13 protein-coding genes are annotated in these 15,379 nt (G+C 72.8%); 4 read left to right on the top strand and 9 right to left on the bottom strand.

Annotated features, from left to right (window positions below; translation table 11 throughout):
• Positions 1-138: 138 nt before the first annotated feature.
• From AB0B14_RS21195 to AB0B14_RS21180, 4 genes are all read right to left on the bottom strand, one after another.
• A complete protein-coding gene (locus tag AB0B14_RS21195; RefSeq protein ID WP_357080373.1) occupies positions 139-1,422 on the bottom strand; it encodes a citrate synthase in 1,284 nt (427 codons plus the stop codon).
• A 163-nt stretch (positions 1,423-1,585) separates the two neighbouring features.
• Entirely contained in the window at positions 1,586-3,589 is a 2,004-nt protein-coding gene (locus AB0B14_RS21190; RefSeq protein WP_357523673.1) for a sulfatase-like hydrolase/transferase, read from the bottom strand.
• Positions 3,582-5,012 carry a class I SAM-dependent methyltransferase gene (locus AB0B14_RS21185; RefSeq protein ID WP_357523733.1) on the bottom strand — a complete coding sequence of 477 codons (1,431 nt, stop codon included), beginning with the start codon at positions 5,010-5,012 and terminating at the stop codon, positions 3,582-3,584. Before AB0B14_RS21185 ends, AB0B14_RS21190 begins: the two co-directional genes overlap by 8 nt.
• Positions 5,013-5,029: 17 nt before the next feature.
• Positions 5,030-5,179, bottom strand: a complete 150-nt coding sequence (locus AB0B14_RS21180; RefSeq protein ID WP_179778832.1) for a hypothetical protein — start codon at positions 5,177-5,179, stop codon at positions 5,030-5,032.
• Between the two features lie 189 nt (positions 5,180-5,368).
• On the opposite strand from AB0B14_RS21180, the gene AB0B14_RS21175 reads away from it, so the two are divergent.
• The gene (locus tag AB0B14_RS21175) at positions 5,369-6,223 is read left to right on the top strand and encodes an arginase family protein (protein ID WP_357523671.1); all 855 of its coding nucleotides are present in this window, start codon (positions 5,369-5,371) and stop codon (positions 6,221-6,223) included.
• A gap of 28 nt (positions 6,224-6,251) precedes the next feature.
• On the opposite strand, the gene AB0B14_RS21170 is transcribed toward AB0B14_RS21175, so the two are convergent.
• The 5 genes from AB0B14_RS21170 to AB0B14_RS21150 form a co-directional block, all read right to left on the bottom strand.
• A complete protein-coding gene (locus AB0B14_RS21170; protein ID WP_357523731.1) occupies positions 6,252-7,448 on the bottom strand; it encodes a dolichyl-phosphate beta-glucosyltransferase in 1,197 nt (398 codons plus the stop codon).
• Between the two features lie 71 nt (positions 7,449-7,519).
• Complete coding sequence (locus AB0B14_RS21165) at positions 7,520-9,688, bottom strand: glycosyltransferase family 39 protein (protein ID WP_357523669.1); 2,169 nt, start codon at positions 9,686-9,688, stop codon at positions 7,520-7,522.
• 44 nt (positions 9,689-9,732) lie between these two features.
• Positions 9,733-11,238, bottom strand: coding sequence for a HAMP domain-containing sensor histidine kinase (locus AB0B14_RS21160; RefSeq protein ID WP_357523667.1), 1,506 nt, complete (start codon positions 11,236-11,238; stop codon positions 9,733-9,735).
• Complete coding sequence (locus AB0B14_RS21155; RefSeq protein ID WP_357523665.1) at positions 11,216-11,962, bottom strand: response regulator transcription factor; 747 nt, start codon at positions 11,960-11,962, stop codon at positions 11,216-11,218. Before AB0B14_RS21155 ends, AB0B14_RS21160 begins: the two co-directional genes overlap by 23 nt.
• 113 nt (positions 11,963-12,075) lie before the next feature.
• The gene (locus AB0B14_RS21150; RefSeq protein WP_357523663.1) at positions 12,076-12,306 is read right to left on the bottom strand and encodes a hypothetical protein; all 231 of its coding nucleotides are present in this window, start codon (positions 12,304-12,306) and stop codon (positions 12,076-12,078) included.
• Between the two features lie 189 nt (positions 12,307-12,495).
• On the opposite strand from AB0B14_RS21150, the gene AB0B14_RS21145 reads away from it, so the two are divergent.
• The 3 genes from AB0B14_RS21145 to AB0B14_RS21135 all read left to right on the top strand — a co-directional run bounded on the left by AB0B14_RS21145 (position 12,496) and on the right by AB0B14_RS21135 (position 15,368).
• Complete coding sequence (locus tag AB0B14_RS21145) at positions 12,496-13,461, top strand: serine/threonine-protein kinase (RefSeq protein WP_357523661.1); 966 nt, start codon at positions 12,496-12,498, stop codon at positions 13,459-13,461.
• Between the two features lie 68 nt (positions 13,462-13,529).
• Positions 13,530-13,955, top strand: coding sequence for an OsmC family protein (locus tag AB0B14_RS21140; protein ID WP_355033508.1), 426 nt, complete (start codon positions 13,530-13,532; stop codon positions 13,953-13,955).
• 564 nt (positions 13,956-14,519) lie between these two features.
• Positions 14,520-15,368: a hypothetical protein gene (locus AB0B14_RS21135; RefSeq protein ID WP_357080400.1), complete on the top strand. Its 849-nt coding sequence runs from the start codon at positions 14,520-14,522 to the stop codon at positions 15,366-15,368.
• Positions 15,369-15,379 lie beyond the last annotated feature (11 nt).

Genomic DNA, 15,379 nt, shown 5'->3' with positions numbered 1-15,379 from the left:
GCGACATCATGAAAACCGAGTCGATCAAGCGCCAGACCGCCGACGGGACGGCGACCAAGTCGACCGGGGTCGCGGGGAAGGCCGCAGGCCGCCGACCCGGAGGGGTCGACGGCCTGCGGTGGTGCCGGGGACGAACGGTCAGCGCTCGGCGAAGGGGACGTAGTCCCGCTCGGGGGCACCGACGTAGACCTGCCGCGGACGGCCGATCTTGGTCTCCGGGTCGCTGATCATCTCGCGCCACTGGGCGATCCAGCCGGGGAGCCGGCCGAGCGCGAAGAGCACCGTGAACATCTTCGTCGGGAAGCCCATGGCCTTGTAGATCAGGCCGGTGTAGAAGTCCACGTTCGGGTAGAGGCGACGGGAGACGAAGAAGTCGTCGGCGAGGGCGATCTCCTCCAACTCCATGGCGATGTCCAGCAGCGGGTCCGGCTTGGCCATCCGGCCCAGCACGTCCTGCGCGGCCTTCTTGACGATCGCCGCGCGCGGGTCGTAGTTCTTGTAGACCCGGTGGCCGAAGCCCATCAGCTTGACGCCGTCCTCCTTGTTCTTGACCTTGCGGACGAAGGAGCGGACGTCGCCGTCGCCGGCGTGGATCTGCTGGAGCATCTCCAGCACCGCCTGGTTGGCACCGCCGTGCAGCGGGCCGAACAGGGCGTTCACACCGGCGGAGACCGAGGCGAACAGGTTGGCGTTGCTGGAGCCGACCAGGCGGACGGTCGACGTGGAGCAGTTCTGCTCGTGGTCGGCGTGCAGGACGAACAGCATGTCCAGCACCTTCGACATCACCGGGTCGACCTCGTACGGCTCCGCCGGCACGCCGAACGTCATCCGCAGCAGGTTGTCCACGTACCCCAGGGAGTTGTCCGGGTAGAGCAGCGGCTGCCCGATGGACTTCTTGTAGGCGTACGAGGCGATGGTCGGCACCTTCGCCATCAGCCGGACCGTGGAGATCTCCACGTGCTCGGAGTCGAACGGGTCCAGGCTGTCCTGGTAGAAGGTGGACAGGGCGCTCACCGCGGACGACAGCACCGCCATCGGGTGGGCGTCCCGGGGGAAGCCGTCGAAGAAGCGACGCATCTCCTCGTGCAGCAGCGAGTGCCGCCGAATCCACTCGGTGAACTCGGCCAGCTGCTGCTCGGTCGGCAGCTCACCGTAGATGAGCAGGTAGGAGACCTCCAGGAAGGAGGACTTCTCGGCCAGCTGCTCGATCGGGTATCCCCGGTAACGCAGGATCCCCGCGTCGCCGTCGATGTAGGTGATCGCCGATGAGGCCGCCGCGGTGTTGACGAAACCGGGGTCGTACGTCGTCATCCCGGTCTCCTTGAGCAGCTTGCTCACCCCGATACCGGCGGGGCCCTCGACCGCTGGGTGCACCGGCATCGACAGCTGCCCACCGGGGTGATCGAGCTTGACTTCCGTCATGTGGTTCCTCGCTTCGCCGGCAGATCTACGTTGAATTGCCTTCGCTTCTACCGTAATTGCGGCTCCGGGGACAACGCCCGCCGTGGTTCGGCGGTGAGGTATGCGTCACCCGATTCCCGACCGGGCCAGCGGGAAACCCCGCTTCCCAGTACCCGAGACCGACTCAGGACAGTGCGAGGCGCCGCAGCGTACCGTCCGTCGTGACCTGGAAGACGTCGAGCTGGTTGTTGCCGGCGCGGAACAGCCTGTCGTCGGTGAGCAGCGCGGCGAACCGGCGTCCGCCGGGGTCGGCCGGCACCGCCGGTACGACGGCGCCGATCCGGCCGTTGACGGCCACCGCCAGCAGTGTGCCGTCCGGGATCCGGTCCGGGACGTCCCCCCAAACCAGCGCCGGGAGGGTGCCGGTGTCCGGGTCGGTGGCCGTGAACGCGGCCAGGTCGGCCACCCGGGCGACGCCTCCGGCCGGGCCGGCGCGCACCTCGGTGCCGACCAGAGGATGCGGCGTCGACGGTGGCGGTGCGGCGGGCACCCCACCGGGGAAGGTGACAGGTTCGCCGGGGCGGTCGTAGAAGTGTTTCGTACCGTCGGTGCGGGGGGCCTGCCGGGCGGAACGCCCGTCGACCCGCCAGGGCAGCCGGATGTTGGCCTCGTCGGCCACGGTCGGCAGCAGGTCGACGTGTTCCCAGTTGCGGTCGTCCACCCGGCCGGTCTGCTGCCGGGGCTCCTTGACGAACATCGGCACCCAGGCGACCTCACCGGCGGCGGCCTTGATCGCGTCCAGGCCCCGGCCCTGCGCCCCAGGACGGAAGCTCACCCCGTGGTCGGCGGTCACCACGACGAGCGCCTGGTCGTAGAGGCCGCTGGCGCGCAGCGTGCGCAGCGTCTCGCCGATCAGCCGGTCGGTGTAGCCGAGTTGGGCGAGGTGGCGTTGCCGGGCCAGGTCGATCCACCCGGCGCCGTCGTTGGGCAGGTCCTCGGGGGCGTCGTAGCGTGCCCCGGACGGCAGGTACGTCCACGGTGAGTGCGGCATCAGCAGGTGCAGGAAGTGCAGGGTGGGCCGGGTCGTCGGCTTCAGCCCGGCGAGGAAGCGGGTGAACCGGGCCGGTTGGTTGTCGTCCAGGCTGTCCCAGCGGAACTTCGGGTCGGCCGGCACCGGCTCGGCGGCGTCCAGACCGGCCTCGGCCCGGGTCTGCTCACGGTAGGAGTCCTCCGGGTCGACAGCGCTCTCCGTCGGCCCGGCGACCCGACCGAGCAGCTTGCCGGTCTCCCGGACCAACACGCCGAGCCCCTGTTCGGGGGCGACAGGTTGTTCGCAGCGGCTGGGCGGGCACAGCCGGGTGATGGTCTCCTCGGCGCGGATGTCGTAGAGGCCGCCGAAGGCGGTGAAGATGTTGTCCGGGTACTGCGAGTAGTGCGGGGCGACCTGCCGCGCCGGATAGCGGCCGGTGAGCATCGCGGGCAGCGCGTTGGGTGTCCAGCCGCTGACCCCGGTGGCGTTGCGGTACCAGGTCGAGGCGCCGGCCAACTCGGCGAAGTGCGGGTACCTCGTCGCGTCGATCCGCCCGTCGGCACCGAGCAGGCTGACCAGCGGCAGCTCGTCGAGGATCAGCATGACCACCGGCGGGTGCACGCCGGCGCCCTGCGCGGTGCCGGCCGCGCCGCCGTCGCCGCGCGGCAGCACCACCGCCGAGGTGGGTGAGACGAGCAGGAACAGCGCCACGAACGCCACCGGCCCGGCGGCGGCCAGTCGCAGCGCCCGGCGCGGCGCCCGCCACCGCCGGTGTGCGACCGCGCCGCCGGCACCGAGCACCAGAGCCACCAACAGCAGGGGTACGCCCCGAAGCGGCGTCACGTGTCGGCCCACCTGTACGGCGAGGGCGGCGAGCAGCAGCCCGACCAGCCCGGTGTGGGTGTGGGCGCGGGCGGTCCGGCCGGCCAGTCGACTGAGCGCGCCGAGCAGGGCCACCGCGATCGTGGGCAGCACCGCCACCAGGGCGGCCAGCAGCAGGATCTGGGCCGGGTCGGCGCGGTGGAAGAGGAAGAAGTCGGGGCTGCGTCCGAGCACGTCCAGCAGTGGCTGGGTGACGACCAGCCCGACCAGCGCGACAATTTCCAGCAGCCGGCCCAGCTCGCCCCGCCAGCCCCGGTCCCGCTGCGGTTCAGCCACCCATCACCGTCCGGTAGAGCGTGCGGGTGCCCGAGGGCAGTTCCAGTCGGTCGGTGATCCGGCCCCGGGCGGCGAGCAACGCCTCGAAGGTGTCGCGCCGGTAGTCCGGGAAGAGGCCGGCGGGCTTGTTGGCCAGCAGCCGGTCCGCCATCGGGTCCTCCGGCCCGACGAACTCCGCCACCAGCGCCCCGCCGGGCACGGTCAGCCCGGCCAGCCAGTCGACGACCTCCGGCAGCGGCACGTTGCGCCCGATCGCCAGGTGGTGCACCACAGCCAGGGCGAGCACCACGTCGGCGCAGGCCCGTTCGGCGAAGCCGGCCCGCTCGACGCCCCGCCAGCCTCCGCCGGGCGACGGGTCGGCCAGGTCCAGCACCAGCGGCAGGATCCGGCGCTGGCCCTCGGCGCGCAGTGTGCGGTACAGCTCGTCGACCACGGCCGGGTCCTGCTCGACGGCGACCACGTAGTCGGCGTGCCCGACGGCCAGGCGGGAGTACCGGCCGTCGTTGGCGCCGAGGTCGAGCACCAGGCGGGGGCGGGTGCCGGCGGCCACCGCAGTGGCGACGAACTGCTCCTTCGCCACCCGGTCCCGGGCCGAGTAGCCGCAGGTGCGCTGGTAGTCCGACCAGTGGCTCTCGGCCGGGCGGTGGTCCAGCTTGCGGACCAGTTTCTGCATGCCGCGTACGGTGGCCAGCAGCAGCTGCGGGGAGAAGCCGGCGGCCCGCAGTTGGTCGCGGACGTCCGTGGTGCTGGCGGCGGCGTTGCGTTGCTGCATGGCGCCGTGCAGGTGCAGGTGGGTCAGCACGCCGGGGCGCAGCCGGCGGACCCCGCCGAACAGCGGTCGGAGTTCGTCGGCCTCGATGCCGTCGACCCGGGCGCGCAGCCACGGTTGGAAGTCGACGCCCAGGTGGGCGGTGAGCATCAGCGGATAGAGCACGGTTTGGCAGAACTGCCGGTAGCCGGCCCACGGCTCGCCGTCGCGGGCCGGCTCGAAGGAGCCGATGTCGATGAAGACCGGCTCGGCGCCACGCCACTGCAGGTTGTACGCCGAGCCGTCCTTGGTGGTGAAGCCGTCGGTGAGCGCGGCGCGCAGGATCTCCAGGTGCAGCAGGGCGGCGTCGCGCAGCATGCTGAACGACCACTCGTACGGGTGGGAGACGAACGGGATGCGCTCGTGGCGCAGCACGGCCGCCCACCCGGCTCCGGTCGTGGCGGGCACCAGCGTCGACGGGGCGTCCTCGGTGGCGCAGACCTTGCGCGCGGCGACCAGGGCCGGGAAGAACGTGCTGCCGGCCAGGGCACGCCAGTGCTCGGCGGCCCGGGGGTCCAGCCCGCGCAGTACCTCGTCGCCGACGTGGAAGACGCGGTTGGCCGGGTCGCGGAAGGAGGCCGGCTCGGGTCGTACCTCGGTGGGTGAGATCGCCATCGTCGGGACCGGCCCGCTCACCGCTGGTCGGTCGGTTGGCGGCGGAACCGGTCGACCAGGCGTCGCCAGTAGAGCTTCGCGGCGACCGCGGCGCCGGCCACCCCGCCGACGACCGCCTGCACGATCAGGCTGCCGGATCCCGCGTCCAGGTAGGCCAGATGTCTCACCGATCGCTCCTTGCCCTCGCCCGTCCTGACCCCGGTCCCAGGCGTACACCAATGAGGCTTTTGACCTAGATAGCCGGACTTGTCCCTCACCGTACGCTGATCGCCATCCGCGTCGCGGGCACATTCGTGGACTCCCAGCCTCGCCACAGAATGCGACCCGGAGACCGACCCCGCCGGTACGCTGCGGACGTGCGCTGGGTGGTGGTGGACGCGCCGTTGGACTCCTCCGGAGCCGGGCGCGGCGAGCAACGGGCGCCCGACGCGCTGCGCCGGGCGGGCCTGCTGGACGCGCTCGCCGCCGACGACGGCGGGCGGGTCGACGAGGCGTGGTTGCGCGACCCGGTCCGCGATCCGGCGAGCGGGGTGATCGGTGCCGCCGGCCTGCGCCGAGCGGGCGCGGCCATCACCGCACGGGTCGCCGCGGTGCTCGCCGACGGCCGCCGACCGCTGGTGCTCGGCGGGGACTGCGCGATCCTGCCCGGCATCTGCCCGGCCCTGCCCGCGGCGACCGTGCTGTGGTTCGTCGACGCCCATCCGGACTTCCTCGACGGCGCGACCTCACCGACCGGCGAGGCCGCCGACATGGACCTCGCGGTGGTCACCGGGCACGGCCCCGCCGCCCTCTCCTCCGGCGGCGCGTTGCTCGACCCGAGGCGCGTACACCTGCTCGGGCACCGCCCGCCCACCGACGAGAGCAGCACTGTCGAAGCGGCCCGGATCGACCCGGCGATCCACCAGGTGCCCGCCGAGGAGCTGCTGCGCCGCGGCGCGGGGGCGGTCGGGGCGGGCCTGGCCGCCGACGGGGACGGCCCGGCGTGGCTGCACCTCGACCTGGACGTGGTGGACCCGCGCGATCTGCCGGCGGTGACCTACCCGGAGCCGGACGGGCCCCGCTGGGCGGACCTGATCGCGCTCGTCACCCCACTGGCCCGCGCCGACCGGCTGCTCGGGATGAGCGTGACCGACCTGAACACCGACGAGGACCCCGACGGACGCCACACGCGACGCGTCGTCGAGGTCCTCGCCGAGGTGCTGGGCCGCTGACCGCCGGTGCCTCAGCCCCTTCGGTGGCTCAACTTCTTCGGTGGTGCATGCCGAGGCGCAGCAGCACGAAGCGCAGCACTGTGGCGGCCAGGTTCGCGGCCACCAGCACGGCCAGCTCCACCGGCCGGGCGGGTACGGCGTCGGCGGCGTGCAGCACGGCCAGCGAGCCGCTGGTCAACGCCAGGCCGAGCGCGAAGGCCAGCAACCCCTGCAGGTGATGCCGGCCGGCGTGCCGGCGTCCGCTGATGCCGAACGTCAACCGCCGGTTCGCGGCCGTGTTCGCCACCGCCGTCAGCAGCAGCGCCAGCAGGTTCGCCGGTTGCGCGCCGAGGGCGCCCCGGGTGGCCACGAACAACACCAGGTACGCCAGCGTGCTGGCGACCCCGACCGCCGCGAACCGGACCAGTTGCCGGGGCAACCCGACCGGCACCTGTCCCGGCGGCGTGGCCGGGCCGGATCGGGCCCGCGGCCCGGTCAGCGGCGCCCGGCCAAGCTGCGCGCGTAGGTCGGTCAGCGGCAGCGCGCCGGTCACCAGTGCCCGGCCCAGCCGACCCACGCCGCGCAGGTCGGCGAGGGCGGTGGCGACGATGTCCACGCGGCTGTCCGGGTCGTCGACCCAGTCCACCGGCACCTCGTGGATCCGCAACCCGGCCCGCTGGGCGAGCACCAGCAACTCGGTGTCGAAGAACCAGCCGGTGTCGCGCACCAGGGGAAGCAGCTCCGCGGCCACGTCCGCGCGGATCGCCTTGAACCCGCACTGCGCGTCGGAGAACCGGGCCGCCAACGCTCCCCGCAGCAGCAGGTTGTAGGCCCGGGAGATCACCTCCCGCTTGGCGCCACGCACCACCCGGGAGGTACGCGCCAGCCGCGTGCCGATGGCCAGGTCGGAGTGGCCGGAGATGAGCGGCGCGACAAGCGGCAACAGCGCCGCCAGGTCGGTGGACAGATCCACGTCCATGTACGCCAGCACCGGCGCGGACGACGCGGACCAGGCGGCGGACAGCGCCCTCCCCCGCCCCTTGGCGTCCAGGTGCAGCACCTCGACGCCGGGCAGCTCACCGGCGAGGCCGTCGGCCACCTTCAGGGTGTCGTCGATGCTGGCGTTGTCGGCGATCGTGATCCGGAACGGGTACGGGAAGTGCTCGCGCAGGTGGGCGTGCAGCCGCCGTACGCACGGCCCGAGGTCGGTCTCCTCGTTGTAGACCGGGATCACCACGTCCAACACCGCACCGGCGGCGGGTCCGGCCTGGGCGGCGGCACCGGCGTGTACTGCGGCCCGGGGGCCGCTCAGCGCGGTCACGACGCCTCCGTGCCGCTGCTCAGGTCGTAGACGGTGACACCGTCGACGGTCTGCGCCGTGAACGTCTCCGCGACCCAGGCGGCGATCTCGCCGGAGGCGGAGCTGCCGCCGTTGGCCCGGAAGCCACCGCCACCGATGAAGTAGTGGATCTGGTGATCGGCGACGTAACGCTGGAACTGCGCGAGTGTCGGCGACGGGTCACTGCCGTTGAACCCGCCGATCGGCATCACCGGATCCCCGGTGGCGAGCTGGTAGCCGGAGGCGTTGTTGGAGCCGACGGTGGCTGCCACCCACGCGTAGTCGGCGCTGTCGCGCTCCAGCAACTCGCGCAACGCGGCGCTGGGTTCGCGGGCGTCGAGCAGCCCGCCCATCCCGCCGCCGGCCGAGCGACCCTGCCCACCGGGCGCCTGGCCACCGGGCGCCTGGCCACCGTCACGGCCACCGCCGGGGAAGCCGGGGAACTGGCCACCGCCCGGGAACTGGCCGCCACCGTTCTGACCGCCGCCGGGGAACCGGCCGCCGCCCGGGAACTGGCCGCCACCGGGGAACTCCATGCCGGCGGGCGATCGCCCAGCGGGGAAGCCGCCGCGCCCGGCCGCCACGAACGGGCCGGCGCTCGGGATCGCCCCGGTGTGCGGAGTCGCGGCGGTCTGCGCCGCGTACGCCACCGGGCCGGCCAGCGCCACCGCCGCGCCAAGCCCGAGCACCACCGGCACCAACCGGCGAGGCAGCCGGGTGGCCAGCAGGAGCAGCACCGCGCCGATGAGGCCGGCGACGAGCACGGTGGTCCGCAGCCACGGGTACCAGTCGGAGCTGCGCCCCAGCAGCACCCACGCCCACCACACGGTGACCGCGAGGGTGCCGGCGAGCGTCACGGTGGCCACCAGCGGACGCCACCGCTGCCAGCGCGAGTCGCCCGCCAGGGAGTCAGCGGTTGTCGGCAGCGGGTGGCGCTGCGGCCAGAGCACTGTCACACCGATGCCGACCAGCGCGCCGACCGCCGGGGCGAGCGCCACCGTGTAGTAGGCGTGGAAGATCCCGGACATGAAGCTGAAGATCAGACCGGTGACCAGCAGCCAACCGCCCCAGAGCAGCAGACCGGCCCGGGTGCGGTCGGTGCGGGGGGCGCGACCGGCCAGCACGAGGCCGGCGACCAGCAGGATCAGCGCGGCCGGCAGCAGCCAGGAGATCTGGCCACCGACCTCGCCGCCGAACATCCGCAGCAGGCCGGTCTGACCCGAGAACGGGCCGCCACCACCGCCGCCCGGCCGCGCGCCGCCGCCGACGCTGCCCACCTCCTCGCCGGTGATCCGGCCGAGGCCGTTGTAGCCGAGGGTGAGTTCCAGGATGCTGTTGCCCTGCGATCCGCCGATGTACGGGCGGGCGCTGGCCGGAACCAGTTCGACGAGCGCGACCCACCAGCCGGCGGCGACCACCACTGCCAGACCGGCCAGCAGCAGTTGCCGGACCCGCCGCCACAGCCCGGTCGGCGCGGCCAGCAGGTAGACCCCGGCGAAGACCGGCACCACCAGGAACGCCTGGAGCATCTTGGTGAGGAAGCCGAACCCGACAAGCGCGCCGGCCAGCACGATCCACCGGGTGCTGGCCGACTCCAGAGCGCGCACGGTGGCGTACGCGGCGGCGACCAACAGCAGCACGAGCAGCGCGTCGGGGTTGTTGAACCGGAACATCAGCGTCGCCACCGGGGTGACGGCGAGGACTGCTCCGGCGATCAACCCGGCGGCCGGCCCGTACCAGCGTTTGACTGTCGCGTGGAGCACGCCCACCGAGGCGACGCCGCAGAGCGCCTGCGGGATGAGCATCGCCCAGCTGTTCAGCCCGAAGACGCGGACGGACAGGGCCATCAGCCACAGCGACGCGGGTGTCTTGTCGACGGTGATGGAGTTGGCGGCGTCCGACGAGCCGTAGAGGAACGCCTTCCAGCTCACCGAGCCGGCCTGCACGGCCGCCGCGTAGAAGGAGTTCGCCCACCCGGAGGCACCCAGGCCCCAGAGGTAGAGCAGGGCGGTGGCGAGCAGCAGGACCACCAACGCGGGCCGGGCCCAGGCCGGCGCGGAGCGCGGCGGCGGCGAGTGCTCGTCGGGGCGTGTGGCAGTCGGTGGCTCGGGTGCGGGGGGTGTCTGCAGGGTCTCTGTCGTATCCATGCGGCCAGCCTCGATGGCCGGGCTGGCGCGACGCCGTGCGCTGCCTATGCCTCAGCTGTGGGATTCGGCAACCGGACGCTGAACAGTGTCCGACCCGGACGGCTGTCGACGCCGACAGTGCCGTGGTGGGCCTCGACGACCGCCGCGACGATCGCGAGGCCGAGGCCGGTGCTGCCATGGGCACGGGACCGAGAGCTGTCACCCCGGGCGAACCGCTCGAACATCTCCGGTTGCAGCTCCACCGGCACCCCCGGGCCGTCGTCGGCCACGGAGAGCACGGCGCTGTCCTGGTCGACGGCCAGCGTGGTGACGACAGTGCTGCCGGGCGGGGTGTGCACCCGGGCATTGGTCAGCAGGTTCGCCACCACCTGATGCAACCGGGCGGCGTCGCCGGGCACCCAGATCGCCACGTCGGGCAGTTCGAGCTGCCAGCGGTGGTCCGGGCCGGCGACGTGCGCGTCGCTGACCGCGTCCACCACCAGGGCGGTCAGGTCGACCGGGTCCGCCGCTAGCGGCCGACCGGAGTCCAGCCGCGCCAGCAGCAGCAAATCGTCGACGAGGCTTGTCATCCGGGTGCTTTCCGACTCCACCCGACGCAGCGCGTGCGCCACGTCGGCGGGCACCTCGTCGCGGCCACGGCGGGCCAGCTCCGCGTAGCCGCGGATCGCCGCGAGGGGCGTGCGCAGCTCGTGGCTGGCGTCGGCGACGAACTGGCGTACCCGAGTCTCGCTGGCCTGCCGCGCGGACAGCGCGTCGGCGACGTGGCCCAGCATCCGGTTCAGCGCCGCGCCGACCTGGCCGACCTCGGTACGCGGATCGGTGTCCACGGCCGGGACCCGGACGGCGAGCGCCACCTCGCCGCGATCCAGGGGCAGCTCGGTGACCCGGGTGGCGGTGGCGGCCACCCGGTGCAGCGGGCGCAGCGTGGCCCGCACGATCAGCGCGCCAGCGGCACCCGCGATGAGCAGCCCGACGGCGGCCACCCCGGCCTGGGCGGCGAGTTGCCGCCGGACGGTCTCCCGCACGCCGGCGAGGGGGACGGCGACGACGCGTACCCTGCCGTCCCAGTACTGCCGGGCCACGGCCCGGTAGTCGCCGCGGGCGCCCAGGTCGACGGTGCGCGGTTCGACGTCGACCGGCAGGTCCGCCAGGGTGGCGACCTCCGCGACGGGAACGGTCTGTTCGTCGGGGAACGGATCGTCGCTGGACGGGCTCTTGGTCAGCGTCCGTGCGCTCGTCACCCGACCGTCGGTGATCTCGGCGACCACAGTGCCGGACGGCGAACCGGGTGGGACGGCCGGTCCGCTGCCCGGGAAGGCCGGCCGCCCCGGACGGTCACCCCGCATGACCGTCGCGGGCGCCAACTCGGCGTCGACCCGGTCGATCAGGACGTGCCGCAACGCCACTGTGGTGAGGCCACCGATGGCGACGCTGACCACCGCCAGCAGCGCGACCAGGGCAAACACCAGTCGGGTACGCAGCGAGCGGCCGGCCAGCCAGCGGCGGGCGGCGCGCAGCGGACGGCGGCTACTCGGCGGGTTTGAGGACATAGCCCGCACCGCGCAGCGTGTGGATCATCGGCGCCCGACCGGCGTCGATCTTTTTGCGCAGGTACGAGATGTACAGCTCCACCACGTTGGCCTGGCCGCCGAAGTCGTAGTGCCACACCCGGTCGAGGATCTGCGCCTTGCTGAGCACCCGGCGCGGGTTGCGCATCAGGTAGCGCAGCAGCTCGAACTCGGTAGCGGTGAGGGTGACCAGGTGGCCGTCGCGGCGTACCTCGTGGCTGTCCTCGTCGAGACTGAGGTCACCGACGGTGAGGACCGCGTCCTCCCGGGCGGCGACGGCGAAGCCGGAGCGGCGCAGCAGCGCGCGCAGCCGGGCGATCACCTCCTCCAGGCTGAACGGCTTTGTCACGTAGTCGTCGCCGCCGACGGTCAGGCCGGCGATGCGCTCCTCGACGGCGTCCCGGGCGGTCAGGAAGAGCACCGGGACGGTCGGGGCGTGCTCGCGCAGCCGGCGCAGCACCTGGAAGCCGTCCAGGTCGGGCAGCATCACGTCGAGCACCACGGCGTCCGGCTGGAACTGTCGGGCGGCGCTCAACGCCGCCATGCCGTTGCCGGCGCTTCGGACCTGCCAGCCCTCGTAGCGCAACGCCATCGACAGCAGGTCGGCGAGCGTCGCCTCGTCGTCGACGACCAGCACCCGGACGGGTTCGCCGTCGGGGCGACGCAACTCGATCCGGCTCGGCGCGACCTGCCCGTTGGTGACCATGGCCCCCATCGTGGCCGCGACGTCTGTGCCACGGCCCTGTGGGAGCTGTGTGCCAGCTGTGTGGCCGGCCCGACGCGACGCCGGCGTCACCACCGGTCAGCCCCGCCTCGTGGTCACTCGGACACCCCGGACGCGTCGGTGCGCACGAACCGCATGCTCCAACCGCCCGCCTCGTCGGGCCTGTCGCGTTCGTAGAGGTGGTCGGGGCCGGGCTGCACCGGACCGGTGCCGTCCGGGTGCCGCATGATCCACCGCTGGGGTGGGGTGCCGTCCGACCCGGCCGGCAGCAGCCGGACCAGGCCGTCCGCGGGCCCGCCGACGAAGCGTACGGTGACCTCGCTCATCGCGGCGTCCCCCCGGGTGACCGTGCCGGCACAATCGGTGACACCGGCTCTGGCTCGCAAGCTACCGCACCCGCCGTCGCGCCGCAGCGAGGTGCGCCGGGCCGGTGCGCTGTCGGTTTGCCCAGCTTGGCGGTCGGGTACCGCGACCGGAGCACCCGCCGTCGGCGGAACGAGGGCGAGGAGTGGTCGATGCGCACACTGGACGGGCGGTACCAGCTCGAGCAGCGCATCGGCGTGGGTGGCATGTCCGAGGTGTGGCGGGCGCACGACCAGGTGCTGGACCGGCCGGTCGCGGTGAAGCTCATCCTGCCCGGTCAGGACGACCAGGACGGCCGGCACAGCCAGGGCGGCCCGGTGGACCGGATCCGCGCTGAGGCGCGGTCGGCCGCCCGCCTGGTGCACCCGAACGTGGCGAGCGTGCACGACTTCGGCACCGCCTCGACCTGGCCCGGTCGGGCGGTGCCCTACATCGTGATGGAGTTGGCCGAGGGCGAGACGCTCGCCGCGCACCTGCGGGCCGGGCCACTGGACTGGCGGATCTCGGTGCGGGTCTGCGCGGAGGTCGCCGCGGCGCTGGCCGCCGCGCACGCCGAGGGCATCGTGCACCGCGACGTCAAACCCGCGAACGTCATGCTCACCCCGTCGGGTGTGAAGGTGCTCGACTTCGGCATCGCCGTCCCCGCCGGCGCACCCGATCCGACCCCGACCGGCATGGTGCTGGGCACCCCGGCCTACCTGGCGCCCGAGCAGTTGCAGCGGGCGCCGGCCACCCCCGCCGCCGACATGTACGCCCTCGGCGTGCTGCTCTACTACTGCCTCACCGCCCGCCTGCCGTACCACGCGGCCACCACCACCGAACTGCTCGGCGTACGCCGTGAGCAGCCGCCGAGCCCGCTGCCCGAGATCGACGGGCTCCCGCCGGAGGTGGCCGAGTTGTGTCACTCCTGCCTGGCCGACGATCCCGACCAGCGCCCGACCAGCATGGTCGCGGCACTGCTTCTGGCCGAGGCCGTGGACGCCCGGGTGTACGTCCCGATGACGATCCCGGCGCCCCGCCGGCCGACCTCGACGTCGCCGTGGACCGAACGGGCGGCGGCCGAGGTGACCGAGGCGGTGGCCATGCTCGACGAGCCGAACGGGGCCTCCGGGCGCTGACGTGGGCTCAACGGCGTTTCGGCGGGCGGCGGCCGGGTAGCCGAGCCGGTGAGCGACGGGAGAACGCGATGCCGGATCAGAGTTCCTGGCTGCGTGAGGCCACAGCGACCGCCGAGGGCGGTCACGTACGCACCGACGACGGAGGGCTCTCCACCCCGCTGGCCTCGCCGCTGGCGGCGCACTGCACGGGGTTGAGACCAGAGCAGTTGCTGGCCGCCGCCTTCGCGTCCTGCCTGCACCACGCGGCGGTGGAGGCGGCCGGGGAGATCACCGACGAGGCGCACACCGTGCAGGTACGGGCGGAGGCGAAGCTGGGGCGCGACGACGACGGCCTGTACCGGGCCGACGTGCACGCCTCGATCTCCTCGGCCGGCCTGAGCCGAGATCAACTGGCCGACCTGGTCGAGTACGCCGACCGGCTCTGGCCGTTCTCCAGCGGCGACGCCAGCCGGCATCGACTGACTGTCACACCGGCGGAGAACGGCCGACACTGAGATCCGCCGCTCGCCGACGCCCCGGCCTCACTCGGCCGCCCTGTCGCATGATCGTGCTCGATCCTGGTTGTCAACGCCGTTGCGTTAGGGAGCGGGTTGGGCCCGGCTTGGCGATCATGGAGTTGTGGTGCCGACTTTGGGGGTTCACGGGCGTTCTGTTACCCACCCCAACTCCATGATCGGCGAGGCAGTGCTGGTTGACGAACAGCCGTTCCACCTAACGCAACCGCGTTGTCCTGGTTGTAGTGGCATCGTTCGTCGTTGAGGCCCCTCTTTCCAGGATCGAGCACGATCATGCGACTGCGTGAGGCGGTGCTGACCTTTCGGTGGACTCGACATCGGGCAATCGGTGGATCCGGCGGGCGCGGCTGGATTATCGACGGCAGGTGTGAGTACCCGACCACAACCGACCGGCAAATCGGGAATAACCGTCTGGCCCGATCCGCGAGGGTTGTGGCTCTACTCCACTTTTGGTGCTTGAAGTCGCCACGATCGGGGCAAATTGTGGCGCATGCCACCGTAAGGGCCGATGGCATCGGGCGGTCGCTTCTCTAGCCTCGTCAGGTGCATCCCGACGACCCCACCGACCAGAAGCTGACCGACGCGCGCCCGACCACCCCTTCCGGCGACGCCGCATCAACCGAACGGACGATTGGCCGTCACCGCGTCCCCGAACCGCCCCGGCGTTCCCTGCTGGGCTCGACCCCGGTCCGGGTGGCCCTGGCCACCGGTGTCACCTGCTGCCTCAGCCTCGTCGCGGTCGCCACCGCCCGGGGCAACGATGACGACACGCCCCGCACGGTGGAGCCCCTCGCCGAGGCGGTGGCCGACCGGGCCGCCATCGCCGACGAACGCGCCTCCCGCTCGCTGGACCGTGACCTCGCCCCCACGCGGATCCTCCCCAGCCCGACGGCGACGCCCACCCCCGCGCCGACCGTCGCCCGCAAGGCGCCCAAGAAGCCGGTCAAGCCCCGCCGACCCCGACCGGTCGCCGGCCTCGACCAGGCACAGATGGACAACGCGAAGATCATCGTGGACGTCGGGCTGGGCATGAAGATGCCGCGCCGCGCCCTGGTGGTGGCGCTGGCCACCGCCATGCAGGAGAGCAACCTCTACAACCTGGCCAGCGACGTCCTCCCCGAGTCGGCCGACTACCCGAACCAGGGCAGCGGCTCCGACCACGACTCGCTCGGGTTGTTCCAGCAGCGGCCCAGCAGCGGCTGGGGCACGGTGGCCGAACTGATGCGCCCGTCGTACGCCGCGCGGGCCTTCTACAGCGCCCTGAACGAGATCCCGGGCTGGCAGGACATGAGCGTCACCGCCGCCGCCCAGGCCGTACAGATCTCCGCCTACCCCGACGCGTACGCCCAGCACGAGGATCGGGCGGCCACCGTCGCGGCGGCGCTCACCTGAGGCTCGTTTTC

It is taken from the genome of Micromonospora sp. NPDC049171 (assembly GCF_040648275.1).
Lineage (GTDB): Bacteria > Actinomycetota > Actinomycetes > Mycobacteriales > Micromonosporaceae > Micromonospora.
This window is presented reverse-complemented; position numbering and strand designations above follow the sequence as displayed.

Excerpts from the sequence above, each read along its gene's own strand:
- AB0B14_RS21195 (WP_357080373.1), bottom strand. The coding sequence starts at position 1,422 with ATGACGGAAGTCAAGCTCGATCACCCCGGTGGGCAGCTGTCGATGCCG.
- AB0B14_RS21185 (WP_357523733.1), bottom strand. The coding sequence starts at position 5,012 with ATGGCGATCTCACCCACCGAGGTACGACCCGAGCCGGCCTCCTTCCGC.
- AB0B14_RS21165 (WP_357523669.1), bottom strand. The coding sequence starts at position 9,688 with ATGGATACGACAGAGACCCTGCAGACACCCCCCGCACCCGAGCCACCG.
- AB0B14_RS21160 (WP_357523667.1), bottom strand. The coding sequence starts at position 11,238 with ATGTCCTCAAACCCGCCGAGTAGCCGCCGTCCGCTGCGCGCCGCCCGC.
- AB0B14_RS21155 (WP_357523665.1), bottom strand. The coding sequence starts at position 11,962 with ATGGTCACCAACGGGCAGGTCGCGCCGAGCCGGATCGAGTTGCGTCGC.
- AB0B14_RS21150 (WP_357523663.1), bottom strand. The coding sequence starts at position 12,306 with ATGAGCGAGGTCACCGTACGCTTCGTCGGCGGGCCCGCGGACGGCCTG.
- AB0B14_RS21145 (WP_357523661.1), top strand. The coding sequence starts at position 12,496 with ATGCGCACACTGGACGGGCGGTACCAGCTCGAGCAGCGCATCGGCGTG.
- AB0B14_RS21140 (WP_355033508.1), top strand. The coding sequence starts at position 13,530 with ATGCCGGATCAGAGTTCCTGGCTGCGTGAGGCCACAGCGACCGCCGAG.